The following is a 24,602-nucleotide window of genomic DNA, read 5'->3' on the forward strand; positions in this document are numbered from 1 at the left end:
TCTATGGCGTCGAGCATGACTTTATTTTTCAAGGGCTTCGCTGCTTTGTCTGCCGGTTTGATTTTGTCTTTTGCCACCATCTTATTCTCCTTTCCCGCCTTTTGCGGGTATTGTTTCAAAAAAAATAGAAGCGCCAAACCCCTCTTTACCCTTAAAAGTCTCGGTTTTTCGCGCTTCTATGGGTCTCTGGTATTCAAACATATAAGATTATACTCTAAATTTAGAGTTTGTCAAGGGGTAAGATAACAATTTAGAGTGAACTATGGGAATTGGTGAAAGGATCAAGAAAATAAGAATTTCTAAAAATCTTTCCCAACATGAGTTTGGTATACGGGTTGGATTGTCTTCTGGTGCAATAAGTGATATTGAAAAAGGCATCCGTGGGCAAAAAAAAGGAATTGGCCATGAGGCATTAGTAAAAATTTCGAAAGTATTTAATATAGATCCTACATGGCTTCTAACCGGCGAAGGCAAACATAAAGACCTGCCGGTGATTGCAGCTGATTCCAAAGCAGAATACGGAGCGGAAATCAAGTACCCAGCCATGCCCATTATCAACGACGTCCCGGCTGGCTATCCGGAGATGCCCCTGGACGATGAGATCCGGGCCTACTTTTACATCCCCGGCGTACCTAAAAATGCCTTCGGCTTGAAGGTTACGGGTAGAAGCATGGAACCCGATCTATTCGAAGGTGATATTGTAGTGGTCAACCCCAATGATCTTGAAATAAGGAAGGGCGAAGTTGGCATCTTCCGACACCAGGGCGGCACCACTATCAAGATTTGCATCCCCCTGCCTGACGACAAAGGCTTCATCCTCCAGCCCCGCAATTCCCGTTACGAACCCATCCTCGTCACCGGCGACGCCGACTGCACCCTCATCGGCAAAGTTATTTTTAAGATTGTAAAATATAAATAATTAGGAGGTTTATATGGACCAAATAAATCAAGAACAAAAAAAATCTATGGCAATACCGCCTTGGGTCTTGGTTGTGATCGGCATAATTGGTGTATTATTACTCATCGCTTTTCTATCTAACCCTGAAGGTTTCATGAAACAGATTAAAAACGAATCTCAATTCACCATAAAATTAACTGGTACGCCTGGTCTTAAATTCAACGGTGTTTATGCGGCGACTCTCGATAATGGTTCGACTACAACCCAAAGTGTTGAAGGCGTTCTCCCTACTCAATATTCAGTTATTGCCAAAGTTGTTAGCGTATCTTTTCAAAAAGAAACAACCAAAGGGACCCTTCGTGTGGACATTCTAAAAGAAAATACAATAATCAAATCGTCTGAAACTTCTGCCACATATGGCAATGTAATGATCGTGACCGAATGAATAATTACATCCAAAACAAACTCATCTGCGGCGACAACCTTGAGGAGCTTGCCAAACTCCCAAAGGGAAGCGTCGATCTGATCTACATCGATCCTCCTTTTTTCACACACAAACAATATGAAGTTATATGGGGCGATGAAGCTGAAACTCGCAGTTTTGAAGATCGATGGGAAGGTGGAATAGAACATTATATTGGCTGGTTGAAACCAAGAGCTCAATTAATGTGGGAGGTCTTGAAATCGACCGGTTCATTCTATTTACATTGCGATTGGCATGCTAATGCTCATTTACGCATTATGATGGATGATATTTTTGGGGAGAAAAATTTTAGAAATGAAATCATTTGGTGGTATTCTTGGGGTGGAAGAAGTAAATTTCAATGGAGCCATAAACATGATACTGTTTTGTTTTACACAAAATCCGATATTTGGACGTTTAACTATTTAGATGTTCTTGATGATCATACATTAGCAGCTGAAAGCGCAAAAACCCGCGTTAAATACAAGGGTGCATTAGTACATCACAGAGAAGGAACACAATCTGAGATCCCTAAAGATAAAGTATTACCTTCCGATACATGGTATATAGCCACAATAAATGCAATGTCCAAGGAACGGGTTGGCTATCCCACCCAAAAACCAGAAGCACTTTTAGAAAAAATAGTAAAAGCGTCTTCTAATAAGGATGATGTTGTAGCTGATTTTTTCTGTGGATGTGGTACAGCCATTGCTGTAGCCCAAAGATTGGGCCGAAAATGGATAGGCATAGATATCTCACCTACTTCAATTAAGGTAATAAAAGAACGATTTGAAATCGGAATGAGAGCAACTGGTTTTCAGGTTGCTCCGATAATAGAAGGAAAAGATTATATTATTATTGGTGCGCCTAAAACTATTAATCAACTAAAAAAATTAAAACCTTTTGAATTCCAAAACTGGGTCATTAATGAAATGGGGGCTCGGCACAGTCATAAGAAAGTGGGCGATATGGGTTTGGATGGATATTTACAGCCAAATCTTTATCATGGAGAGGCAGGCATCCAAGTCAAACAATCTGACGACATTGGACGAAATGTTATTGATAATTTTGTATCTGCCCTTCAGAGAGCAAAATATAAAAAAGGATATGTAATAGCTTTCAGTTTTGGCAAGGGCGCCCGTGAAGAAGTCGCTCGTTTAAAAAATGAAGGGAAGATAGATATCAAATTAGTAAAAGTCGAAGATCTTCTATATAAGAAAAAACCTATTGACTAAACGAGGGAATAGTTCCCTCAAAAGGAGGTCATTATGACGCAACGATGGATCATTTTGAAAACACCGGATGGGGATATCAGAATCAATACAGATAGAGTTGAAAGACTAATCGTAAACAATAAAGACCAGATTGTGGAATTCTACTTCAGCCCTGATAATAAATTGAAAATAGCTGCCGAAGGTGCAGATGCTGATTTTTGTATTACCGCTAAAGAATTCAAAGACCTAATAATCGCATTGTCTAATATCTAAAATTCAAATTCAACTCAAAGGAATAATATCCCTTGAATATTTATGGATAGAGGGTGGACTACTGCTGACCGCAGATTTTTTATACACGATATTGTCACTTAGTCAAATCTAAGGATAGAACCATGATATTAGCAGCCTCTCATCCTTCTAAAAAATATGACCGCTTATGAAATATTGATATCACTTACAACTAGTTTTAATATTTGTTGTGTTTGGTTTTTATCGCGTAGTTTTGCAACAACCGGATTCCCAATATTACGTACGCTGGGTTGTGGTGCGCTATGGGAACGCATGGGAACTTTCTTTGGCGTTCGCTGGAAACTTGTTGAATCAGCATTGCAACAAAAAGCTGAGGTTATCTTTGGCTTAATATTATTAGGACTATCTTCAATGGGTAATTTTACTTTGATGTTTATGAATAAAACATCATCTAATAATTGGATTCTATATCTTATTATTTCTTGCATTATAGTGCCAATTATTTGTGCTATCGGTAACTTCATAGTGGTTGCATATTTATATTATTATTTTTTCTTAAAAGCTGCGAAGGATTCCCTGTATTGGCAAATAGCTAGATCAAAAAATATTACTGAAGATCAGAAGATATGGTTAGGGCCTAATGGAATGGAAAATTTGAAGAAAGAAATAAAAAACTATCATCTTGATCTTTTTGAAAATCGAGCTATTCATAAATTAAAAAACTATGTTATAGTAATCAGTCAAAATAAATGAGCCGGCTTTGAAATATAAAATTATCTTCTGCGACATAATGCCGCGATACCAACAAATAATAATATAGCAAATGCACCTACAACAAGAATTCCTGTAATAGAAGGTGGTTTTGAATATGATTTTTGAGAAATCTTTGGCGTTGGCAATAAGGGTAATGGTCCGCTATTTAAAAGTGCCATAGAATATTGTTGAACCGTATCAGCATCTGGCCTTAACTCTCTATTACCGGATATCATTGCCTTAATGAGTCTGAAAAAGGCTTTTTTATGTTCCTTATTATCTATTGGTAAATCTGAAATATTAAGAATAATGCCATCTTTACATTTCCGCAATATGGGATTTTCCCCCGTCAGTAATTCAATTATTGTAATACCTAAAGAAAAAATATCCGCCTTAGAATCGAAGGATTGATTATCTAACCACGGATCAATATAGCCATCTGTACCTCCAATTGAACGTGTCAATTTTGATGTATTTGAAGGAACGTTTGCAATATTCACATCAGCCAAGATAACATCGCCGGTATTGTTAACGAGAATATTTTCTGGTTTGACATCTCTATGAAATCCTCCTGCCTGATGAAATGCACCAAGAGCACTACTTATTCTACATAATACAAAAACTGTCTCCTCATAGCTTAATTTACCAACCCTCGATCTCAAATTACCACCTGATAGATATTCCAAAACAATAAATGGTGGTTTATGATTCAAATTAGATGATATTAATTTAATGATATTGGGATGTTTAATTCTCAATAAAACCTTAAGCTCTCGCTCTAAGGCCTTTATATGTTCCGGATTATTTTCGTCCTTGGGCATTTTGATCGCAAAAAATTTTCCTGGTTTATCATTCCGACTTGCTTTAAATACTCTACAAAATCCCCCTTCAAAAGGGGGATAATATAACTGATATGTTTCTATTGCCATGCTTTTCCTCCTTAACTTATTATCATTCTACTTTCTATCTCCAAATTCATCTCACCGCCTCATGCGATCTTTTAAACAACTTCGCAATTCCCCTCAACGACATCCCTTGACCTTTCCAATATTTCACCCGTTCCTCCGAATACCGCCTTCGTTCTTCCTTTATAATCTGGCAGATTCGCATTTTCGATAATCCATACTCCTCGCCGATATCCTCATAAGATCGATTGGGATTGGCATATTTGATACAAATTTGATCATGATCCAGGGGCATCTTATCCTGATTCTTTGGAAAATAGACCACCTTGCCCGCAGCTAATTTAAATATCATGTCTTTTGTACTGTCTGACAAATCCTTAAAAACTTCTTCTGCTTTAATAAACTTACTCATGATGACAGTATAGACATAAATCATAAAAAGTCAAGGGGTAAAGTAAAATTTTTAACCAAATTTTACTTTGGCGAAATAGGGGTATAAAAGTAAAGTATGTTACCTCGCTTTACTTTTAATTGCCAAACTGGTGTACTTTTAGACCCCTTTCAGTCCACTTCCTACCAAATGACACGATCATACTCCCCACCCTCTCGCAATCCTCAACACTGGGATTGACTTTATAGCTATTTTATGTATAATATTGGTCATGGAATGCAATTCCAAGCATAATTTAAAGAACTGCACCTGCACCTACGATCCTTGCTCGCGCAAAGGACGCTGCTGCGATTGCTTGAGATATCATCTGAATATGAATGAACTCCCCGCGTGTTGTTTCCCGACCGAGGTGGAACTGACCTATGACCGGTCCTTTGACCGGTTCATAAAAACGCAGGGGCGGTAACGCCCGTAACCATATCCCCGGAAATGGAATTGATATTCGAAATGTCCCAGGATGGCCGGCGCGGAGCGAGTTTCCCGCGCAACGATGTGCCGGATAAGGTCATTCCTGATGAATTCCGTCGGCGGCGGCCGGCGGAGCTGCCACAGGTCAGCGAACCTCAGATCATGCGGCATTTTGTCAACCTGTCGAGTTTAAACCATCATGTCGACCGGGACCTGTACCCATTGGGTTCGTGTACGATGAAATACAATCCCAAGATCAACGAAGAAGCGGCCGCAATGCCCGGGTTTACGGCACTTCATCCGTTCCAGCCGGCGTCGACGATCCAGGGCGCTTTGCGGCTGATGCATGAACTGGGTGATAGTCTTAAGGCGATCGTCAATCTTGATGCCGTGACCTTGCAGCCGGCGGCCGGCGCTCATGGTGAATTCACCGCGATCAGTATGTTCAAGGCCTATTTCAATAAAAAGAGAGAAGCGCGGAAATTCATCCTGGTCCCTGATTCGGCTCACGGGACAAACCCCGCAAGCGTCAATTTCAGCGGATTCAAGCCGGTCACCCTGCCGTCTGACGGGCGTGGTCTGGTCGATATGGCCAAGTTCAACGAGCTGATGACCGCCGAAACCGCGGGTTTGATGCTCACCAATCCCAACACACTTGGTTTGTTCGAGAAAAATATCCTGCCAATAACCAAGCTTGTCCACGAGCGGGGCGGTCTTGTGTATCTGGATGGCGCGAACCTCAACGCGCTCCTCGGGATCGTCCGTCCCGGCGATGTCGGTTTTGATGCCGTGCATTTCAATCTCCATAAGACCTTTTCCACTCCCCATGGCGGCGGCGGCCCCGGGTCCGGACCGGTGGCGGTCACCAAAATCCTGGAACCGTTCCTGCCAGTCCCATTGATCAGGGAACAGAAAGGCATCTTTGGATTCGATTACGACCGTCCGGATTCGATCGGCAAGATCCACTCATTCTACGGAAATTTCCTGGTCATGGTAAAGGCTTATGTCTTCCTGAGAATGATCGGCGAGGAGGACCTGCGGAATATATCCAAAGCCGCCATTTTGAACGCGAACTATATTATCCAGTCGTTAAAAGAAGATTATCAACTGCCTTATGAGGGATATTGCATGCATGAAGGGGTTCTGTCCGGCCGCGCTTTTAAGGACCTGGGCGTTAAAACACTGGATATCGCCAAACGTCTTCTTGACTTCGGGTTCCATGCACCGACGGTCTATTTTCCGCTGATCGTCAGCGAGGCACTGATGATAGAGCCGACCGAAAGCGAGTCAAGGGAAACCATGGACCGCTTCATCGCGGCGATGATACAGATCGCCCGCGAAGCCAAGCAGGATCCTGCTGCCCTTAAATCCGCCCCTCGTATGACACCGGTGCGCAGGCTGGACGAGGTCAAGGCGGTGAAGGAGCTCACTATCCGATGGAAGAAATAAAATTCGAAGTAACCGAGGAACGCAAGAAATTTCTGATGAACAAGATCGCCCGGAAGATCATTGATTACCGGCTGGCGCCCGTGGCCATCGTTATGCTCGAATCCTCAAAGCCGCTTTCCTTCCTGGCCAATCAATTCATGATCTTTATGCAGCCTTTTTACCGCGCCTTTTTTTCTTTCCGTGAATACGAGGAGATCACGGTCATGCTGGAAGACCGGAAGAACATTGAAGCATTGATATGCGAGATCGAACGTCTCGAGGAGGAAACGAATGATCAAAAAAGAGCCGACAAGAATTCTCGCCACTGATTGCGGAAGCACGACCACGAAAGCGATCCTGATCGAAAAAAGAGGCGAGGAATACCGTCTTATCGTGCGCGGCGAGGCGCCGACGACCGTGGAGTCTCCGTTCGAGGATGTGACCAAGGGTGTTCTCAATGCGGTCCGGGAAGTCGAAGAACTGGGAAATGTCAAGATCCTCGATGGCGAAAAAGTGATAAAAGAAGTTAAAGGCAATGAAGGCGTTGATTTTTACGTGTCAACGTCATCTGCCGGCGGTGGCCTGCAGATGATGGTTGCCGGGGTGGTACTCACAATGACCGCTGAAAGCGCGGCGCGGGCTGCGCTGGGCGCGGGTGCGATCGTCATGGATGTCATCGCGTCCAATGACGGCCGGCTGCCGCATGAAAAGATCGAACGGATCAGGAATCTACGTCCCGATATGATCCTGCTCTCCGGCGGTATTGATGGCGGGACCATTTCGCATGTCGTTGAGCTTGCCGAACTGATAAAAGCCGCTGATCCCAGACCGCGCTTTGGCGCGGGATACCAGTTGCCCGTGATCTACGCGGGGAACAAGGATGCACGCGACATCATTATAAAGACATTACAGGAAAACACGGCTCTCGTGATCGTGGAAAACTTGAGACCGGTGCTGGAAAGGGAGAATTTGAACCCTGCCCGCCACAAGATCCATGACCAGTTCATGGAGCACGTCATGGCGCACGCGCCGGGGTACAAAAATCTAATGGAAATGACCGATACTCCGATCATGCCGACCCCTGGCGCCGTAGGTCTGATGGTGGAAACGGTCGCCAGGAAACAGCATATCACCGCCATCGGTGTGGATATCGGCGGCGCCACAACCGACGTTTTTTCAGTGTTCCAGAACATTTTCAACCGGACCGTCAGCGCCAACCTGGGGATGTCGTATTCTATCAGCAATGTCCTCGCCGAGACAGGCATTGAGAATATAATCCGCTGGCTGCCTTTTGAACTTGATGAACGCGACCTGCGAAACCGGATCAGGAATAAAATGATTAGACCAACGACCATACCCCATACGCAGGAAGATCTGAAGATCGAACAGGCGATCGCCCGGGAAGCTCTAAGGCTCGCTTTTGAACAGCACAAGTCAATGGCGGTTGGACTGAAGGGCGTCCAGCAGGAACGGACGATCTCTGATACGTTTGTCCAGTCCATGACCGGCGAGACATTGATCGACCTCATGGCATTGAACATCCTGATCGGCTCCGGCGGCATATTATCTCACGCGCCGCGCCGGAATCAGGCCGCGCTGATGATGATCGATGCATTTCTGCCGCAGGGTTTAACGCGGCTCGCGGTCGATTCGATATTCATGATGCCCCACCTGGGTGTGTTGTCAACCGTTCATGAGCAGTCGGCGACCGATGTGTTCGACAAGGATTGTCTGATACCGCTTGGATACTGCATCGCTCCCGTGGGTGAGGGAAAAGAAAACGCGCCCGTGGTTAAAACGCGGATCGAGATCGAGAACGGAGAAGTGATCGAGAAGAACATGAAATTTGGCGAAATATCACTGGTGCCGCTGGCGCTTGAACAGAAAGCAAAAGTCATTATGCATCCGGAAAAAGGCTTTGACGTCGGAAGCGGAAAAGGCAAGGTCGTTGATTCAACGCTGACCGGCGGAATAGTCGGGCTGATCATTGATTGCCGGGGACGACCGTTCGCGCTGCCCGACGAGAAGAAGAAAAGGATAGAATCGCTCAACCGTTGGTTTGCCGCTTTGAACATGTACCCGAACGGAAGCAAATGAAAATATATTGAGGAGGAATCATGCCCCTACCAAAAAGAAGGCATTCACACGCGCGCAAGAACAAAAGGCGTTCCCAGTTCAAGCTGTCAGCGGTGAATTATATCGAATGTCCGAAGTGCCACAGTCCTAAACTGCCGCATCGCGTATGTCCGAATTGCGGATATTACAAGGACAAGATAATCGTGGCTCCGGAAGAAAAGGAAGCAACTTGAAAATCGGTTTTGATCTGATGGGAACTGACGTGGGACCGAAAAATGAACTCGAGGCGCTTACCCTGTTGAAAGAAGAAGGTTCTTACGAGCTTGTTGTCGTTGGCAAAGGCGATTGTGAGAGTGAAGTGAAGCGCCTGGGATATGAATTCCGTCTCGCGGACGAGGTCGTCGGTATGCACGAGATCCCAACGGTAGCCGTCCGGCAGAAGCAAAATTCTTCACTGGGAATATTATTCAAGTTACTGAAACAAAAAGAGATCAACGCCCTGGTCAGCGCCGGAAATACCGGGGCCATAATGGGCTTCAGTATGCTCTCGCTGGGGACCGTTGAGACGATTTCGCGGCCCGGCCTGGCGATCACCTTTCCCACCGAATCCGGTTATTCGGCGTTGATCGACGTGGGTGCCAATATCAAACCCAAGCCCGAGGATTACCTGAATTACGGTATTATGGGTTCGATCTTCGCGTCGATCGTTTTCAATCGGGAAAACCCGAAGATCGCCATCTTGAACATCGGTACGGAGAGCGTAAAGGGCGACGAGGTGCGGCAGAGAGCATACCAGATCCTTAAAGACAGCCGCGTTAATTTCATCGGGAACATCGAAGGCAATGATATCATGAAGGGTTTTGCTGACGTTATCGTGACCGATGGTTTTACGGGAAATGTCGTGCTCAAACTGACCGAAGGCATTGTCGGCACGATCTGGAGCATGCTCAAAGAAACGGTTGATGGCGCGAGACGCGGCCGGTTCGGGCAGTTCCTGGTTAGACCCGCAGTGGAAGACCTGAAAGCCAAGTTCAGTTATGAAGAATACGGGGGCGGCATCCTTCTGGGCGTAGATGGAGTAGTGATCGTATGCCATGGCCGCTCTTCACCGATGGCGCTGAAAAATGCCATTAAGATGGCAAAGGCGTGCGGTGATTCCAATATCATCGAGGAAATAAAAAAGAGAACCATAAAATGAGACCATATCTTGCCAGTATCGGGGCGTATGTTCCGGAAAAAATATTGACCAATGCTGATTTTGAAAAGATCATCGATACGACCGACGAGTGGATCAGAACACGATCGGGTATTGTCGAGCGGCACGTCACCGACGAGAAGACAACGACCAGCGATCTAGCGGTTATCGCGGTTAAACGTGCGCTGGAGGGTGCAAAAATAACAGCGGTGGACGTGGGGGCGATCGTTGTCGGCACGGCGACACCCGATATGCCATTTCCGTCAACCGCTTGTCTTATACAGTCACGGATCGGCGCCAGGAAGATCATGTCATTTGACGTGACTGCCGGCTGCAGCGGTTTTTTGTACGCGCTGGGTGTTGGTGAGTCGCTGGTTAAAAGCGGTATTGATAATGTCCTGGTCGTCGGCGCGGAAACATTGACAAAAATAACTGATTATACCGACCGCACGTCGTGTTTTCTTTTTGGTGACGGTGCGGGCGCAGTCGTGCTCAAAAAAGGGAATGAAGAAAACCGCGGCATACTGGCTTCATATTTCGCGGCTGACGGAGCTGACTGGAGACTATTGTATCAGCCTGCGGGCGGTTCCCGGATGCCTGCTTCGCATAAAACCGTTGATGAGAAGCTCCATGTTATAAAAATGGCAGGCAATGAAGTGTTTAAATTCGCGACCAGAGCCCTGATCGACGCTTCATTGCAGACATTGAAGCTAGCCAATATCCCGCCCGAAAAAATTGATCTGCTGATTCCTCACCAGGCGAACATCAGGATCATCGAAGCAACCGCGAAGCGCCTGCAACTGGGGATGGACAAGGTTTTTATTAACATTGATAAATACGGAAACACTTCATCCGCCTCGATACCACTCGCCCTGGATGAGGCTGTAAAGAGCGGAAGAGTAAAAAGCGGGAGCCTTGTTCTGATGGTTGCATTCGGCGCCGGATTCACCTGGGCCGGCGTGCTGGTGCGCTGGTAAAGCGGGATAGAATCGCAAATACTAAATACTAAATACTAATATCTAAATCCTAAACAATATCCAAATACAAAATTCAAAATATCAAGCACCAACACATTTAATATATTATTTCCCTGATAAGACGTTTATGTTTGCAGGGTTTTTCTTTTATGGTGTAGGTATTTTTCAGCAATTCCTTTACTGCAGCAGCTTTTCCCCTGTTGTTTGAATAAATATCGATCAAAATATCAGCTTTTTTTACGCGATCACCGATCTTTTTATTGATCTTAAACCCGCAGGCCGGGTCGATTTTATCCTCTTTTTTTGATCTGCCGCCGCCCAACCTTACTAATGCAGTGCCAATGCGATGATTATCGATGGCATGCACGTAGCCATTACTCCTTGCTCTGATCATGGCGGCTTTCCGCGCCATGGGCAAGCGGGAATGATCAGCAATGACCTTCGTATCGCCACCCTGACAGCGGATAACATCCCGGAATTTATCCAGGGCGTCGCCGGATGCGATCTTGTCGAGCAACAGCCTTCTGCCGCCTTTTATCTTTGCCATCTTTAGCATTTCCTCACCCAGCACAAGGGTAAGTTCCATGAGATCGGCAGGTCCATTGCTCTTGAGTGCTTCGATAGTTTCCATGACCTCCAGGGAATTGCCTACGTATTCGCCCAGCGGATTGTTCATGTCGGTCAGGACCGCGGTCACTTTAATTCCGGCCGCTTTGCCGGTCCTGACCAAAGTCCGGGCAAGGATTTTTGCTGAACCGTACTCTTTCATGAACGCGCCCGAGCCGAATTTCACGTCCAGGACCAAGCCGTCAAGCCCCTCTGCCAGCTTCTTGGACATGATGCTCGCGCAGATGAGTGGGATCGAATCGACGGTCGCCGTGACATCCCTTAAAGCATAGATCTTTCTGTCGGCTGGAGCGATCTTTTCAGTCTGGCCGATCATGGCGACGCTTATTTTTTTCAACTGGCTGATGAATTCTCTGGCCGTCAGATCAGTGCGGAACCCGGGGATCGATCCAAGTTTGTCAAGCGTGCCGCCGGTATGCCCGAGTCCCCGGCCTGAGATCATGGGCACGCAGATGCCGCAGCAGGCAATAAGGGGCGCCAGGACGAGCGAAACCTTATCACCGACGCCGCCCGTTGAATGCTTGTCGAGTTTGGGTTTTCTAATATCCGAAAGATCAAACGTTTCACCGGACCTTATCATCGCCCGGGTCAGGCTGGCGGTCTCTCTGGGATCCAGCCCCCTGAAATATACCGCCATAAGCAGCGATGAAACCTGGTAATCCGGGATATCGCCCCGCGTGTAGCCGGCAACAAAGAATTCCATTTCCGCGTCTGTAAGCCGGCCGCCGTTCCGTTTTTTCCTGATCAGTTCGACCGGGTTAATATATATCATTGTCTTTTTTCGCCTTTAACAGTTTTCGGCATGAAGCGCATTTCCCGCACATCTTTTTACCGCCCAGGTAGCAGGAATAAACATGCGCAAGCGGCGCTTGATTCCACAAACCCAGGCGGTAGATCTCTTTTTTGGCAAGATCCGCGACATAGCTGACCACCTTGACTTTTTTCAGCGTGCTGTATGCCAGGGTCTGGTTCATTGACCGGATAAACTGGCGTGAATTATCCGGGAACTGCCGCGCTTCCTCGGCATTGAAGCCCGTGGCGATTACGTCAGCGCCGTAATAATCGGCATAACACGCAGCAATGTTGATGAACAGGCCATTGCGGTTGGGCAGCCACAAACCGGATAGATGATTGGTGATTGGTGAATGGTTAAATTTTAACAAACGGCATTTCTTGAATTCCTGAAAGAACGGGAGCTTGACGACCTTGAGTTTTATCTTCAACGCTTGGCAGATCTTTCTTGACGCCTGGATCTCCATGCGGGCCGCCCGCTGGCCATAATCAAAAGTCAGGGCAAAAAGCACTTTGGTCTTTTTTACCGCGGCCGCGGCTGAGACCGTCGAATCCAGCCCGCCGGAAAGCAGGACAATGCTTGGGGTCAAATCTTTACATTTTACATTCTTGACAGTAGTCCGCGCCGTTTTCATATTTATATCTTTGTTATCGGTTTAATTTATTGTCTCTTTTTCGCATCTATGTAAAATGTTAAGATTTGACCCCATATTCGCTATTCAAAATAAGTGACCGAATTGGCCAGTCCTTCCCAAACGGTTATGGAGTGGACAGCCTTGGTTTTCTTCTTGATATCCCGAAAAATATAAACCGCGATCCACTCGGCCGTGGCGTTGTGTTTCTTGAAAAAGGTCAGATCATTGAGGGACTTATGGTCTAACCTTTTCAGGATCGAGTCAAGCTGCGCTTTGATCTTATGGAAATCAAGAGCCATGCCAATCTTGTCCAGTTTCCCAACCCTAATCCGGGCTTCTATCCGGTAAGTGTGCCCGTGGATCCCGGCGCAGTCGCCATGATAGCCCCTAACCCTGTGCGCCGCGGAAAAAGAACCCTGAACCGACAGCTCAAACATGCTTCCTCCTAAAATCCTCCGATGTCCCCCTTTGGTAAAAGGGGGACACCGGAGGATTTGTTTCTATTAATTGTCATGAATTTCCTTAAGACTATTCTTTAGCAGTTCCCGTACGTCGCTGAAAAATAAAAGCGTTGCTTCCTCGCGGTAATCCGGGTAGGTCCATTCCAGATAATTAAAATGGGTGTCTTTATAAATAAGCGTCACTTCAGCGTAGATACCGCCCGATAGATAAATGCGGTGGGAATAGTTTTTCGTGGAAGCCAGGATAAGGCTGCTTAAGGTGATAATACCCGGGTCGATATTGACCATGCGGCCTTCGCGGTCATTGAGGGTTTTTTCCTCCAGTTCATTGGTCCATAATTTTAGCGCGGCAAGTTCATCGGGTTTTATGAGCGCGTCAAACGCCAGCCATTGCCGCGTCAGGACAGGACCCATTTCATTATTATAGTATCTTGTATGGGTGAAGGGCAGTGGCTCGCTTTTTAAACTGACCGCGCCGATATGTCCGGCGAGGTGCTCATGCAGTTCTTCGATATTGAAATCCTTAGTGTAGATAAGACCAACGACGGGGACCACGGACTGCGGCTCTTTAATCACTCCCATCGCAAACCCTGACGCAGATGCCGCAGATATGCTGGCTTATTCCCCTGATCTTGACGAATTCATCAAGCTTGTTGTAGCATTTAGTCATGTCTATGCCCTTTTCGTCTATTGCCTGAGCCGGGCACGCGGCGATGCATTTCATGCAGGAACCGCAGGAAGAATTTGCTTTTGGGTCAGCGTCAAAAGGGAGGTCGGTCAGGACCGAGGTATACCTGACTTGCGCTCCGTACTTCGGACTGATCACGAGACCGCTCCGCCCCATGTGTCCCAGCCCAGCTTCCACGGCCAGATGGCGGTGAGAGATATGCCCTTTGTGATGGATCCAGTCAACAACCTGTGACGCCGGTATGGCCAGCGCCCGGTAACCGCGGTTTTCAATGAGATTGGCGAGATGGTATGACGTCTGATCAAGCAGCCAGTTAACGGTTTTGTAGTGATGTTTGTAAATGAGGGTCGGTCTATCAGCTATGGTCTCAAGGACCGTTTTGGAAAGACGAAACCCGAAAACGACGGCGCGCGGGAGGTCTTCTTTGATCTCAAGGACCTCAAGCTTGCCGGACGGGACTGTACCGAAGCCGACCAGGCTTACGCCGCTGCGGTCCAGATATTCGCGGATTATTGCTTTGATATTCTGGATGTTACCCATGGCTCAAAGCGTTTCACCAAGGTCTTTGTCTTCATCGTCGGCCTCAGGAGCGGTCTTCTGGTCGGGCGCGGTTTGTTGTGTGTCTTCGGGTGTTTCTCCATCATCGACCGTCAGGTCGGTGTGGATGACGGGTCCGGTCTTTTCGGCGTTAATATAAGGACCGGCTTCAGGCGAGGCCGGTCCGATGTTTTCTCCGAATTCTTCTTCCTTAGGCAGGTCTGCGATGCTGTTTATGCCGAAGTATCTCAGGAATTCGTTGGTTGTGGCGTACTTGATCGGCCGGCCCGGCGCTTGCACCCGTCCGCTGGTCTTGATCAAGCCTTTCTGGAGCAGGCTTTCCAGGATCCAGCTGGAGTCAACACCGCGGGTTTTCTCGACTTCAGCGCGGGTAATGGGCTGGTGATAGGCCACGATCGCCAGTGTTTCCAATGCCGCCCTGGATAATTTTTCCTTTCGTTTGTGCAGCTCAGCCACCCACTGAGCGTATTGCGGGAGCGTGTAGATCTGGTAGCCGCCGGCGACTTCCTTGATCTCGAAGGCACGGTCCGACGCCTGGTATTCCCTGTTCAATTCATCGATGTATTTCTGGATGTCTTCCTTGGAAATATTGAGGATCTCGATGATCCGGTCAATGCCTAAAGGCGTATCCGTGGAGATCAATAATGCTTCAATTATATTCTTCATAGAGCGATTTCATCCTTCCCGTAATTCTATCCCAATTAAACTTGTCGTCAATGATCTTTTTTGCGGCCCGGCCCATCTGCTGGCAAAGCGACGGGTTAAGCGCGAGTTTTTTGATCGCCTGTGCCAGCGCCGTGACCTCCGCAGGCGGGACCAGGAATCCGTTGACGCCGTCTTCGACCACGTCCGTAATACCGCCGACATTTGAGGCAATGACAGGTTTGGCATAGGACATCGCCTCGATCATGACGACACCCAGCCCCTCGGTATCGCCGTGCTTATCATAAACCGCCGGGAGAACAAAAAAACTGCAGGTGCGATAGCAGTCGCCGATCTCTCTGTCCGAGATCCAGCCGGTGAACTGGATGCGGTGTGACGGGTCAAGACCGCGCGCAAGCTTTTCCCAGGAGCTACGTTCCGGGCCGTCGCCGACAATGAGCAGCTTATGGGGGATCTCGTTTTTTATCGACGCGAACGCTTTGATCAGGTAGTCCGCTCCCTTGCGCTCTACCGACCGGCCCGCGAACATAATGGCCTTGTCGTCAGTGATCGCCCCGGTTTTTGAGCGCGTGGAAACGCTGAAGGGAATGACCGGGATATTATAACGGACAATATTCTTAAGCTCGGCTGCGGTATGATTGGAGATCGCCGTTACCACATGGCAGCGGTTTATGAGCGCTGAAAAAAAGGGAACAAGCGGTGCGAATTTCTTTTTAAGCCAGCGGATCTCAAGACCGTAGAACGTCGCGAAAAGCTTGACGCGTCCGAAATATCTGGCGATCAGGCCGAATAAAATATGGGGGAAAGGCCAGTGGACGTGCGCGATGTCGAACCGGCGCGCCCGGGTCAGCTTGAGGATGGCGAGCGACCCGAAGATAATATAAAAAAAGCTGAGCACGAGGTTCAACGGTCCCCGGCCGAGCCGGTCGACCGCGTTCTCCTCGTGAGTCAGGCGTTCATATTTTTTAAAAAAATACCGGAAGCGGTAAACCGGCACTCCATCGATGACCTGATCTTTCAGTCCCTTGTAAGAAGATGTGAAGACGCTGACATTGACGTCCTGGGATCGCAGGCGCTGGATAAATTCGACCATCCAGGGCGTTATGACATCATCCGGATACCTTTTGTACGCAGTCGTGACAAAAAGTACCCTCATGTGATTACGAATGAAACGAATGATAACAAATGATACGAATGGCTATATTCGGGCAATTCGCCATCATTCGTCATATTCCTAAATTCTGTTATTTGTGCATCTTCCATTTGATTATATTCCATATCGCCTGAAGGCCGTCCTTGGGTCCGATCTTTTTTCCCTTTCTACGGCCCTGGTATGATATCGGCAGTTCTGTGATCCGGACCCTTTTTTTCAATAGCTTGCAGGTGATCTCGGGTTCGATCTCGAACCGCGATGAGACCAGGTTTAATTCGAGCATCAGCTTGCGGTCGATAACCTTATAACAGGTCTCCATGTCGGTCAGTCGTCCATTGAACATGATGTTCGTCAGCAAGGTCAATAACTTGTTGGCGAGAAAACTTGATCTTAGAAAACTGCCCTGGCCGAGCATGCGCGACCCGTAGACAACCTTTGTTTCATCGCTATCTATCGGCCTGACCAGCCGCGGAAATTCACGGGGTGAATACTCAAGATCGGCATCCTGAATGATGACGATCTTGCCGCTGGCCTGCGCCAGGCCGGTGCGGATGGCTGCGCCCTTGCCCTGATTTTTTTCATGTAAAAATACTCTACAGTCCTTGATCTTTTCTAAAATCTCGCGCGTGCCGTCGGTTGAACAGTCATCGACCAGAACGATCTCCTTGTCGATAGCCACATTCTTGACCGCCGCAACGATGTTGGTGATATTCTCACGTTCATTAAAGACGGGAATGATAACAGAAAGCAAGGATGTATGGCCGGAGTGGTGTTGATTGCGGTTTACTTCTCCCACCCCGTATTATAGCAAAAGTGACTCAAAAGTCAACGACTCCGCACCTTCTTCAATGGAACACCCCTCCATTCAGCCTGCCAGCACCGTAATATGAGGGGAATCCAACTGGGTGTTTAGGCACTTTCGGTCAAGAAGGTGCGGGGTTGACTCTCCTTTAATTATTTGTATAATAAAACACGGCGCCATCGTCTAGTTGGTTAGGACATCGCCCTCTCAAGGCGAAGATCACGGGTTCGAATCCCGTTGGCGCTATACTCCCACATTTATACTAAATGTGGGGAAAATTCTGAATCCTAATATCTAAATCCTAAACATTACGGATTACAGCAAAAACAAGACAATATGGTTGGAGTTTGGAAAATTGGAATTTTGAATTTAGATATTGTTTAGTATTTAGTATTTCGGATTTAGTGTTTTATTGTCATTTGCCCAAATAGCATTGTCTGTCTTCCTCGTACAGGTCACCGGTGAGCGCGTGAGAAAGCGCCCGGCAGCCGATGCATCCAGATACGGCGCACGATCCGCATTTGCCTTTCAGGCTCTTGTCGAAACTTTCCCGCAGGAGTTTCAGTCTGATCAGGATGTCGCCGAAATCATCCGACAGAATATTCCCGATCTTGACCGGCGTACGGCGGCATGGGTATACGTCCGCGTTTGGCATCAGCGCCATGGATTCGTCGCCCAGGTTGCAGAAAGCGCCGTGGACATCCTTATTTTTATTCAGGTCAATGTAGAACGCCCGGTACATGATAAGATCATTGGGATGCGCATCCAAACCGGCAAAAGTTATGACCGCATTGATGACGTCATGCCATTCTTCCTTTTTCAGAAAATGCTCTTTCATGGCTTCGCCCTGTCCCTGGGGTACGAAACGCTCGAGGATAACCGCGTCGGCGCCAACTTTTTCTGAAAAATCGAGCATCGCCGGCGTGCTCCTGTAATTGTAACTCCCCAACGTGAACATCAGTACTTTTTGCTTCGTTGAAAGCTTTTTGAGCAGCTCGAAGTTGAACATGATCTTTTTGAAGCTGCCCTTTCCCCGGATCTTGTCATTCAATTCCGAATCAGAGCATTCCAGGGAGATCTTTACCTGCCTGAGTTTGGTGCAGGTCTCCAGCCTTTTGATCTTTTTCTCATTCAGGGGGATCGCGTTGGTAATAATGTTGTATTCTTTGAAATTGACGGTATCGTCAAGCTGATCGAAGATGTCGAAAATGTCGGGACGCAGGAGCGGTTCACCGCCGGTTACATTGACCGAGATCGCCTGGTCTGTCAGATGCCCGGAGATGACCTTGATAATGTGCTTGTTTATGTCGGTGCTCAGGTCATCATCATCCGTGAAATCGCTTTGATAGCAATGGCGGCAGCGCAGGTTGCAGAGGTTGGTAATATGCCACTGGAATCCAAATTCCTTCATGCGCCGTTTTCAGGAGCTAACCGCGCACGCAGAAAAATATTTTATCGAACAATCGGTCTCAGGCGCTCAGCGCACCATGATGAGTTTTCTGCTAATCAGCGTTTTTTCGTATTCCACCTGCAGGAAATAAATGCCGGCGCTCAGCTGCCGGTGTTGCGCATCGTCGCCCTGCCACACAACACGGTGCACGCCGGGTGCCGCGATCCCGTCATACAGGTTGGTGACCAGCCTGCCTAGCGCATCATAGATGTTCATTTTGACCGCACCTGACCGCGGCGCATTGAACGCGATCCTGATGCTGCGGGCAAAGGGGTTGGGCGCGGGCGTGAATAGAGCGAACCGCTCGTTTGACGTACCGGAGTTATCGGCGATGCCGGTCGGCAGCGTGGTCATCACTCTCATCATGAAATCATACGAAGTCCACGTATGCCAGCCAGGGTTGGAACTTTCGGTCCAGTACCAGTACGACATACTGTCGCGGGGCAGGGTGTTGTCCATGCCGACGTATGGCGATGCCGGTGAACCGGAGAGCCAGTGGAGCACGAACCAGAACGGATTGTTGTTGGTCATGCTGATCACGGGGTTGTAGTTATTTACCGCCCATCCGGCCCCTGACGGCGTGACCGTATCAGGTCCACTGATAATATATGACGCGCCCAGCCCGGGTAGTCCCGAGGAATCAGCATTCAGCGACGCGATGATGGGAGCGTTCGTGTTCGTGTAGAAACGCGCCCAGGTGATATCGTACGGAGCCGCAAGGCAGGGGATCATCTTGTTCGCAAATTTGTTATCATAGTAGTTGCCCGATACATAACCGTAAATATTGAGCAAGCCGTCATCGTACATGATCTCGGTGGTCACGGTCGTGTTCGTGTTCATGGAGTCGTTGGCGCGATTATAATCATCGGTCACATCGGTATAAAAATATGAAGTGTAGACCTGGGTATCGTTCGGCGTCCAGGCGGGTGTGAGCCAGAGCGTTGCTGACTGCAAGGGAGTCAGGTACGACTGCCCGGTTCCCGTATAGACGATCGCGTTGGATTCGTCATAGATGTCGCATTTCACCGTGATGTTTTCCGAATAGCTGCCGTTGTTCACGATGGTGACCAAGGGAGAGCGCGAATAATTCAATGTTAGCTCGGCGAACGGATAACTGATCATCGTGACCGCGCCGTCATGGAAACAGATGCTGTTGTTTCTTAGAGTATCATTAGCGTGGAAAGCGTCCCCGACTAGCGTAGTGTAAACGACTGTTGAATACCGTCCATACGCCGGTACTGTCCAGTTGGGCGAGAAAGAGACCGCCTGCTCGACCCCCGATGCCAGGTTGCTTACCGCTGTGGTATCGGTATAGAGCATGACGTTGAACGAATCATAGATCGCGCAGACGGTGTTGAAACTTGCCGAGGCCAAACCGTAGTTCTTGACCGTTGCCTGCGGCGCGATCGACTGCCCTACTTGCACAAAACTGCCCGGAGCGGCAATGCTTACCACGCCGACGTCGTTGGTGAGCGGATCAATGATCCGGATCGCATAGACTTCGCCGCCGTTGCCCATTTCGCGGGCGTGCACCGCCTTGCCGCCGGCCGTTACGAACGAGCCGTCTTTGGATATATCAACGCAGCCGATCGAACCCGGCTCATCGATATCATCCAACAGTTGAAAAATGGGCGTTGAAGAGCTCTTGTTGAAAACCGTGACCACGTCGCCGTAGGTGCCGCCATACCTTCCCCATGACCCAGCCACACCGCGCTGGCCATTGCATGAAAGAGCGCAATCATCGACATAGTCCCCGTATTGCGTGTATTCCCATAAGGGGGTCGCGGAGGAAGAATCATACATCAGAACTTTGCCCCAGTAGGGTGAATTATAGTTAAAAGTGCCGACCATGATCGTCGAGCCGCTGTCAGAGATGGCGAGGGCAGTGACCCAGGGATGTCCGGTCAGGTTCTGCCACATCTGGGTATATGCACTACCGGTCCAGCGATAAAGGTACGCCCGGCCGTTGAAATCGCCGGTGACCAGATACTTGCCGTTGACAGAGGAAATTTTGGCCGGCGTCTGTCCATAGTTGGCGATCGAATCGCGGCGGGTCCCGTTGATGTTAAAAACATAGATCGCATAATAGGTTGAAACACAGAATAGCGACCCGTCGTCAGTGATATCTAGGCCATAGATACCCGAATTCGGATTGAAGGCGATGGTTCGGATCGTGTCCCCGGCCTGACTGAGTATGAAGAGCTTGCCGATACCGGCGCTGCTGGCGACCACGCCGTAGATTGCGCCATTATCGCTGACCGCCACGGTCGTGCCCTGCGCGCCGGTGGCGGTCTTATATCCGCCCGGTAAAAAATACTGCCATTTAGGCGCCGGGCTGCTGCTTGAAAAACTGTTGAGCGGTTCGCTCGCCCCGCCCGCCGTGATGTCCTCGGCTGACGCTGACATGTCGACCGGCAGGTACCATTCGGTTAGAGGCATGGGACAGGTCCAGGATGGGGTGCTGCTGCCAAGCGTCCGGTACAGGCTGGTTCGCTTAGCATTCAGCCACCAGCCGGCCTGGATGAACATGCCGTTGCCCGCGATCGCTATATGTTCAGCGATCGCGTACTGGTGATTGCGGTCCACCCACAGCACTTCAGCCCGCGACTGGTCATAAACCTTCGTTTCAACGGTTCGGTCGGTACCTTTGACCGACGGTGTAATGCACCTGGTCATGCCGTCTTGGGTTTCTATGTTAATCCCTGTTAGATTGTCTTCTTTAAGCGTAGCGGCACTCAGCATAATGCCGGCCATGAGCAAAACCAATAATTTTTTCATAATTCCTCCTTGCCATGTATAGTATACTTAAGACTCACATTCTGTCAAGATGAGCGTTGACATCGCCGCGATTAGGTCTATAATCCGCTGTGACGGCGAAAAGCATCGGTCACCGGCCCGTTGTCTGTGTCAGCAAATGCCTTGGCTTTGCGCCCTGCCGCTACAACGGTTCGATCGTCCGTGACGGATTCGTAAGGAAACTAAAAAAACGGGTGAAGTTCATCACGTGCTGTCCTGAAGTCGAGATCAGCCTCGGCGTGCCCCGCGATCCGATCCGGATCGTTTCGGTCAAGGGCGGATACCGCCTGGTCCAACCGGCAACAGGTCTTGACGTTACGAAAAGAATGGAAAAAAAATGCCGGGAGATCCTTGGCGCACTGCCGGTCGTTGATGGATTCATCCTCAAATCAAGGTCGCCTTCCTGTGGCCTGAGGGATGTTAAAATCTATGCCACTCCTGACAGCGCAGTGCCGGCGGGAAAAGGCACGGGCTTTTTCGCCCGCGCGGTTGTGAAAAGGTTTCCGGAACTGCCGATCGAAGACGAAAACCGGTTGAAAATTTACCGATGCCGGGAACGTTTTCTAACCAAACTCTTTGGTGCTAAAGAAAGATAAACTTATTATGTGCTAGAAATCGAGTTGCGTTTGCTGCGGATCCGATGTCGGCGGGACCTGGTGAAGAAAAGTCTGGAATTCGATGGTCCGGTTGTCCGGGTCCTTGGCAAAAAAGTGGTAGATCTTGTACTTTTCATTGACGGTTGGCTCGGCTTGCGCCACCAGCCGTAGTTTTTTATATATATCGTACACCTGGTCGGTATTTTTGTAGAAGAAAGCGATAATGCCGCCGGTCTCGGTTTCCTGGCGGCTGCAGAAACCAATGAGCATGTTCCCGTGTTTGAGAATGATGCAGTCGGCCTGCTCCAGCCATATCTCCATCCCGATCTTGGAAATATAGAATTCCTTGATCCGATCGATATCTTTTGTTTTATAAAAAACAATACCGCTCATATTCAAGCTTATCTAAAAAAATTATTATGTCAATGATGGCGCTGACGTTTGCGTCCCGCTCAATCATTATAGAATTATATGAAGGAACGGGGAGTCAAGGATTACTGTTTTTATAATCATTGGTCTTTCAAGGCCGCGATGCGGTTAATAATGATCTTCTGACCGGGGTACTGGTGCAAAAGCGCATTGTATTCGCGCAGTTGCGCCTCCGTGGTAGAGTCCTTCAGCATATCGGTCAAGGCGGTGAATTTCTGGAACGCTTCGGCATTGGTCTTCAGATCGATCTTCTTTTTGTTGCGGTTGAACCATTTCTGCCATTGGTTCTGGTCGTAGCGCACGCTGTCAGGGAGATCGTGGTTCGTGTAAGCCATGATATAATTCGGCACGTTGCGGTCATAATTGTAAAAAGCGTCGATCGAGGGGAAAGACATCGTTTTGATCAGCATTTGGATGCCCTCTACCTGATACAGGTCGGCGAGCGCCTTGCCCACGGCGCGCTGGAGATAAACGTCGGACGACTTGCCCGCGGTCCGCAGCGCTTTCAGCGCCAGCGGGTCTTTCAGGTAGCCGAGTCCATCGGCCGCCGCGGTCCGCACGGCCGGGCGGGCATCGGTTTTGACCACTTTTTCGATCAGTCCGCGCGGATCCATGTTATCCCGGACGCGGCTCAAGTAGCGCACCGCGATGCGCCGCACGTCTTCGCTTGGATCATCCAGCACCAATCGGCGGACCAGAGGCAGAACTCGCGTGGACTTTAATTCCAGTAAAGAGCGCAGGGCAAAACGGCGGACACCGGGCATGGTATCAGTTGCCAGAACATTCGTGAGCAGGCTTTCCGCCGAGGCATCTCCCCATAACCCGAGATCATCAGCGATCATCAGCCGCACTTCGGCGTCTTGGGCATGAACCAGTGGAACAATGACCTGCAGGCGCGGTCCGGTCAGCGTGCCGTTGGTGAAGAAATAATGAATGCATTCCATGACGTCGCGGTTAACCTGCTGGTGATTAGAATTCTGGATAAGCCTGGACTAAAAAGGGAATGATATCAGGACCCTTGTTGACGATCTTTCCCACCGCCTCAAAACGGACGAACAAATGCGGATCGGTCAGTTCCTCGAACAGAACGCGGTAGCGTGAAGAGCGGCACGCCGCGGGCATTTCGAATGCGCGGTAAGAAGGCAAGGGATTGCTGACCGGCCCGATCACGTCGCCCTTTGGCCATTCCATATCGATATGGATGCCATGGCCGAAACTGTGCCGCTCGCTGTTGTTCATGCGGTTGCGGACCTGGTAAGAGTCAGCACCGGCCAGGTCAAGGCACATCGCGTAAGGCCACAGATAAGGCTCGGATTCAGGCCATACCCCGCCAAAACTGTCCCAGTTGTTAAAAGTGATCTTCCCCTTGGGTTCGCCGCAGATGTAGGTGTCATCACCCCGGTAATCGATAAAGAGCGAATAGGAAAATGGTTTTACGCCTGTGCCGTATGAAGATGTTTTCGAAATATAGGTATCATTGCCCTGGTAATCGATCAGGAACCCCGGTGTCCGGTCGCCGCCCGAACCGCCGCATCTGAACTCACCCTCGTATTTATCGTTCCCCTGGCGGTCGATGAGGATCGCATTGGTGACGTGGATGCCGCTACCCTGACCGCTTTGCGCATAATAGGTATCGTCGCCGCCGCCGTCGTGCAGAACACCCAGGGACATTATGTAGCTTCCGCCCTGTACGCACCAGCCTTTGGATGAATAGGAGTCATTCCCGCCGGCGTCGGTGAGCATGCCGATGCCGCCGTAGGCGGTCAGTTTTTTCCGCCACGGGTAATGCCGGAAAGAAAGCGCCCCGCCCTGGCCATAGCCGGGCATCTGTCCCAGGGCATTTTTGTCCCCGGCCCAATTCAAACAGTACGTGTCATTTCCGGCAAGGTCCGAGAGAACGCCCATGCCCAGCGTCGTGGCGCCGCCCTGACC

At 48.9% G+C, this 24,602-nt stretch carries 28 protein-coding genes and 1 tRNA gene; 14 read left to right on the plus strand and 15 right to left on the minus strand.

The window, feature by feature from the left end; translation table 11 throughout:
* Positions 1–262 precede the first annotated feature (262 nt).
* From VF399_10935 to VF399_10955, 5 genes are all read left to right on the plus strand, one after another.
* Positions 263–919, plus strand: coding sequence for an XRE family transcriptional regulator (locus tag VF399_10935; GenBank protein ID HEX7320856.1), 657 nt, complete (start codon positions 263–265; stop codon positions 917–919).
* Positions 920–932: 13 nt separating this feature from the next.
* Entirely contained in the window at positions 933–1,343 is a 411-nt protein-coding gene (locus tag VF399_10940; protein ID HEX7320857.1) for a hypothetical protein, read from the plus strand.
* A complete protein-coding gene (locus VF399_10945; protein HEX7320858.1) occupies positions 1,340–2,596 on the plus strand; it encodes a DNA methyltransferase in 1,257 nt (418 codons plus the stop codon). Before VF399_10940 ends, VF399_10945 begins: the two co-directional genes overlap by 4 nt.
* A 33-nt stretch (positions 2,597–2,629) precedes the next feature.
* A complete protein-coding gene (locus tag VF399_10950) occupies positions 2,630–2,848 on the plus strand; it encodes a hypothetical protein (protein HEX7320859.1) in 219 nt (72 codons plus the stop codon).
* Between the two features lie 156 nt (positions 2,849–3,004).
* Positions 3,005–3,580 carry a hypothetical protein gene (locus VF399_10955; protein HEX7320860.1) on the plus strand — a complete coding sequence of 192 codons (576 nt, stop codon included), beginning with the start codon at positions 3,005–3,007 and terminating at the stop codon, positions 3,578–3,580.
* A 20-nt stretch (positions 3,581–3,600) separates the two neighbouring features.
* Here VF399_10955 and VF399_10960 read toward each other — a convergent pair whose 3' ends face one another.
* Entirely contained in the window at positions 3,601–4,509 is a 909-nt protein-coding gene (locus VF399_10960) for a serine/threonine-protein kinase (GenBank protein HEX7320861.1), read from the minus strand.
* A gap of 46 nt (positions 4,510–4,555) precedes the next feature.
* The gene (locus VF399_10965) at positions 4,556–4,897 is read right to left on the minus strand and encodes a sigma factor-like helix-turn-helix DNA-binding protein (GenBank protein HEX7320862.1); all 342 of its coding nucleotides are present in this window, start codon (positions 4,895–4,897) and stop codon (positions 4,556–4,558) included.
* 250 nt (positions 4,898–5,147) lie between these two features.
* On the opposite strand from VF399_10965, the gene VF399_10970 reads away from it, so the two are divergent.
* Genes VF399_10970 through VF399_11000 form a run of 7 tightly spaced genes read left to right on the plus strand, consistent with a single transcriptional unit; the run spans position 5,148 to position 11,020 of the window.
* Positions 5,148–5,342: a DUF6485 family protein gene (locus VF399_10970; GenBank protein HEX7320863.1), complete on the plus strand. Its 195-nt coding sequence runs from the start codon at positions 5,148–5,150 to the stop codon at positions 5,340–5,342.
* A gap of 23 nt (positions 5,343–5,365) precedes the next feature.
* Complete coding sequence (gene gcvPB, locus VF399_10975; protein HEX7320864.1) at positions 5,366–6,793, plus strand: aminomethyl-transferring glycine dehydrogenase subunit GcvPB; 1,428 nt, start codon at positions 5,366–5,368, stop codon at positions 6,791–6,793.
* Positions 6,781–7,101, plus strand: a complete 321-nt coding sequence (locus tag VF399_10980) for a hypothetical protein (GenBank protein ID HEX7320865.1) — start codon at positions 6,781–6,783, stop codon at positions 7,099–7,101. The genes gcvPB and VF399_10980 overlap by 13 nt, the downstream gene beginning before the upstream one ends.
* The gene (locus tag VF399_10985) at positions 7,064–8,869 is read left to right on the plus strand and encodes a glutamate mutase L (GenBank protein HEX7320866.1); all 1,806 of its coding nucleotides are present in this window, start codon (positions 7,064–7,066) and stop codon (positions 8,867–8,869) included. The genes VF399_10980 and VF399_10985 overlap by 38 nt, the downstream gene beginning before the upstream one ends.
* Positions 8,870–8,889: 20 nt before the next feature.
* A complete protein-coding gene (gene rpmF, locus VF399_10990) occupies positions 8,890–9,081 on the plus strand; it encodes a 50S ribosomal protein L32 (GenBank protein ID HEX7320867.1) in 192 nt (63 codons plus the stop codon).
* Entirely contained in the window at positions 9,078–10,046 is a 969-nt protein-coding gene (plsX, locus tag VF399_10995; GenBank protein ID HEX7320868.1) for a phosphate acyltransferase PlsX, read from the plus strand. Before rpmF ends, plsX begins: the two co-directional genes overlap by 4 nt.
* The gene (locus VF399_11000; protein ID HEX7320869.1) at positions 10,043–11,020 is read left to right on the plus strand and encodes a beta-ketoacyl-ACP synthase III; all 978 of its coding nucleotides are present in this window, start codon (positions 10,043–10,045) and stop codon (positions 11,018–11,020) included. The genes plsX and VF399_11000 overlap by 4 nt, the downstream gene beginning before the upstream one ends.
* Positions 11,021–11,117: 97 nt before the next feature.
* Here the strand turns inward: VF399_11000 and VF399_11005 are convergent, their stop codons facing one another.
* The 8 genes from VF399_11005 to VF399_11040 form a co-directional block, all read right to left on the minus strand.
* Positions 11,118–12,419 (minus strand): thymidine phosphorylase, encoded by a 1,302-nt coding sequence (locus tag VF399_11005; protein HEX7320870.1) that lies wholly within the window; start codon positions 12,417–12,419, stop codon positions 11,118–11,120.
* Complete coding sequence (gene queC, locus VF399_11010) at positions 12,406–13,029, minus strand: 7-cyano-7-deazaguanine synthase QueC (protein ID HEX7320871.1); 624 nt, start codon at positions 13,027–13,029, stop codon at positions 12,406–12,408. The genes VF399_11005 and queC overlap by 14 nt, the downstream gene beginning before the upstream one ends.
* A 125-nt stretch (positions 13,030–13,154) precedes the next feature.
* Positions 13,155–13,511 carry a 6-carboxytetrahydropterin synthase gene (locus tag VF399_11015; GenBank protein ID HEX7320872.1) on the minus strand — a complete coding sequence of 119 codons (357 nt, stop codon included), beginning with the start codon at positions 13,509–13,511 and terminating at the stop codon, positions 13,155–13,157.
* A 66-nt stretch (positions 13,512–13,577) separates the two neighbouring features.
* A complete protein-coding gene (locus VF399_11020) occupies positions 13,578–14,117 on the minus strand; it encodes a DUF4416 family protein (GenBank protein ID HEX7320873.1) in 540 nt (179 codons plus the stop codon).
* The gene (locus VF399_11025) at positions 14,104–14,763 is read right to left on the minus strand and encodes a reductive dehalogenase domain-containing protein (GenBank protein HEX7320874.1); all 660 of its coding nucleotides are present in this window, start codon (positions 14,761–14,763) and stop codon (positions 14,104–14,106) included. The genes VF399_11020 and VF399_11025 overlap by 14 nt, the downstream gene beginning before the upstream one ends.
* Before the next feature lie 3 nt (positions 14,764–14,766).
* On the minus strand, positions 14,767–15,447 hold the full coding sequence (gene scpB / locus VF399_11030) for an SMC-Scp complex subunit ScpB (protein HEX7320875.1): 681 nt from the start codon (positions 15,445–15,447) through the stop codon (positions 14,767–14,769).
* Positions 15,431–16,600 carry a glycosyltransferase family 4 protein gene (locus tag VF399_11035; protein HEX7320876.1) on the minus strand — a complete coding sequence of 390 codons (1,170 nt, stop codon included), beginning with the start codon at positions 16,598–16,600 and terminating at the stop codon, positions 15,431–15,433. The genes scpB and VF399_11035 overlap by 17 nt, the downstream gene beginning before the upstream one ends.
* Before the next feature lie 88 nt (positions 16,601–16,688).
* Complete coding sequence (locus VF399_11040) at positions 16,689–17,393, minus strand: glycosyltransferase family 2 protein (GenBank protein HEX7320877.1); 705 nt, start codon at positions 17,391–17,393, stop codon at positions 16,689–16,691.
* Positions 17,394–17,571: 178 nt separating this feature from the next.
* Here VF399_11040 and VF399_11045 point away from each other — a divergent pair.
* Positions 17,572–17,645 (plus strand) — tRNA-Glu (locus tag VF399_11045).
* Positions 17,646–17,814: 169 nt separating this feature from the next.
* On the opposite strand, the gene VF399_11050 is transcribed toward VF399_11045, so the two are convergent.
* Both VF399_11050 and VF399_11055 read right to left on the minus strand, forming a co-directional pair.
* Entirely contained in the window at positions 17,815–18,810 is a 996-nt protein-coding gene (locus tag VF399_11050) for a radical SAM protein (GenBank protein HEX7320878.1), read from the minus strand.
* 66 nt (positions 18,811–18,876) lie between these two features.
* On the minus strand, positions 18,877–21,627 hold the full coding sequence (locus VF399_11055) for a T9SS type A sorting domain-containing protein (protein ID HEX7320879.1): 2,751 nt from the start codon (positions 21,625–21,627) through the stop codon (positions 18,877–18,879).
* An 89-nt stretch (positions 21,628–21,716) separates the two neighbouring features.
* Between VF399_11055 and VF399_11060 the strand changes: the two genes are divergently transcribed.
* A complete protein-coding gene (locus VF399_11060) occupies positions 21,717–22,241 on the plus strand; it encodes a DUF523 domain-containing protein (protein HEX7320880.1) in 525 nt (174 codons plus the stop codon).
* 12 nt (positions 22,242–22,253) lie between these two features.
* Here the strand turns inward: VF399_11060 and VF399_11065 are convergent, their stop codons facing one another.
* The 3 genes from VF399_11065 to VF399_11075 all read right to left on the minus strand — a co-directional run.
* Entirely contained in the window at positions 22,254–22,634 is a 381-nt protein-coding gene (locus VF399_11065; GenBank protein HEX7320881.1) for a VOC family protein, read from the minus strand.
* Positions 22,635–22,750: 116 nt separating this feature from the next.
* Complete coding sequence (locus VF399_11070) at positions 22,751–23,614, minus strand: HEAT repeat domain-containing protein (GenBank protein HEX7320882.1); 864 nt, start codon at positions 23,612–23,614, stop codon at positions 22,751–22,753.
* A 25-nt stretch (positions 23,615–23,639) separates the two neighbouring features.
* Positions 23,640–24,602, minus strand: a 963-nt coding sequence (locus VF399_11075) for a hypothetical protein (GenBank protein ID HEX7320883.1), incomplete at its 5' end; no start/stop codon positions are given.

The organism is bacterium, from assembly GCA_036382775.1.
GTDB lineage: Bacteria > Hydrothermota > Tepidihabitantia > SM23-42 > JAOAFX01 > DASVHD01.

What these genes read in the sequence shown, in the direction of transcription:
- VF399_10985 (HEX7320866.1), top strand. Translation starts at nt 7,064, where the DNA reads ATGATCAAAAAAGAGCCGACAAGAATTCTCGCCACTGATTGCGGAAGC.
- VF399_10980 (HEX7320865.1), top strand. Translation starts at nt 6,781, where the DNA reads ATGGAAGAAATAAAATTCGAAGTAACCGAGGAACGCAAGAAATTTCTG.
- VF399_10970 (HEX7320863.1), top strand. Translation starts at nt 5,148, where the DNA reads ATGGAATGCAATTCCAAGCATAATTTAAAGAACTGCACCTGCACCTAC.
- VF399_11000 (HEX7320869.1), top strand. Translation starts at nt 10,043, where the DNA reads ATGAGACCATATCTTGCCAGTATCGGGGCGTATGTTCCGGAAAAAATA.
- VF399_11035 (HEX7320876.1), bottom strand. Translation starts at nt 16,600, where the DNA reads ATGAGGGTACTTTTTGTCACGACTGCGTACAAAAGGTATCCGGATGAT.
- VF399_10955 (HEX7320860.1), top strand. Translation starts at nt 3,005, where the DNA reads ATGACCGCTTATGAAATATTGATATCACTTACAACTAGTTTTAATATT.
- VF399_11020 (HEX7320873.1), bottom strand. Translation starts at nt 14,117, where the DNA reads ATGGGAGTGATTAAAGAGCCGCAGTCCGTGGTCCCCGTCGTTGGTCTT.
- VF399_10960 (HEX7320861.1), bottom strand. Translation starts at nt 4,509, where the DNA reads ATGGCAATAGAAACATATCAGTTATATTATCCCCCTTTTGAAGGGGGA.
- scpB (HEX7320875.1), bottom strand. Translation starts at nt 15,447, where the DNA reads ATGAAGAATATAATTGAAGCATTATTGATCTCCACGGATACGCCTTTA.
- VF399_11050 (HEX7320878.1), bottom strand. Translation starts at nt 18,810, where the DNA reads ATGAAGGAATTTGGATTCCAGTGGCATATTACCAACCTCTGCAACCTG.
- VF399_11055 (HEX7320879.1), bottom strand. Translation starts at nt 21,627, where the DNA reads ATGAAAAAATTATTGGTTTTGCTCATGGCCGGCATTATGCTGAGTGCC.
- VF399_11070 (HEX7320882.1), bottom strand. Translation starts at nt 23,614, where the DNA reads ATGGAATGCATTCATTATTTCTTCACCAACGGCACGCTGACCGGACCG.
- VF399_11015 (HEX7320872.1), bottom strand. Translation starts at nt 13,511, where the DNA reads ATGTTTGAGCTGTCGGTTCAGGGTTCTTTTTCCGCGGCGCACAGGGTT.
- rpmF (HEX7320867.1), top strand. Translation starts at nt 8,890, where the DNA reads ATGCCCCTACCAAAAAGAAGGCATTCACACGCGCGCAAGAACAAAAGG.
- VF399_10935 (HEX7320856.1), top strand. Translation starts at nt 263, where the DNA reads ATGGGAATTGGTGAAAGGATCAAGAAAATAAGAATTTCTAAAAATCTT.
- VF399_11065 (HEX7320881.1), bottom strand. Translation starts at nt 22,634, where the DNA reads ATGAGCGGTATTGTTTTTTATAAAACAAAAGATATCGATCGGATCAAG.
- VF399_10965 (HEX7320862.1), bottom strand. Translation starts at nt 4,897, where the DNA reads ATGAGTAAGTTTATTAAAGCAGAAGAAGTTTTTAAGGATTTGTCAGAC.
- VF399_10940 (HEX7320857.1), top strand. Translation starts at nt 933, where the DNA reads ATGGACCAAATAAATCAAGAACAAAAAAAATCTATGGCAATACCGCCT.
- VF399_11025 (HEX7320874.1), bottom strand. Translation starts at nt 14,763, where the DNA reads ATGGGTAACATCCAGAATATCAAAGCAATAATCCGCGAATATCTGGAC.
- VF399_11005 (HEX7320870.1), bottom strand. Translation starts at nt 12,419, where the DNA reads ATGATATATATTAACCCGGTCGAACTGATCAGGAAAAAACGGAACGGC.
- VF399_10945 (HEX7320858.1), top strand. Translation starts at nt 1,340, where the DNA reads ATGAATAATTACATCCAAAACAAACTCATCTGCGGCGACAACCTTGAG.
- VF399_10950 (HEX7320859.1), top strand. Translation starts at nt 2,630, where the DNA reads ATGACGCAACGATGGATCATTTTGAAAACACCGGATGGGGATATCAGA.
- gcvPB (HEX7320864.1), top strand. Translation starts at nt 5,366, where the DNA reads ATGGAATTGATATTCGAAATGTCCCAGGATGGCCGGCGCGGAGCGAGT.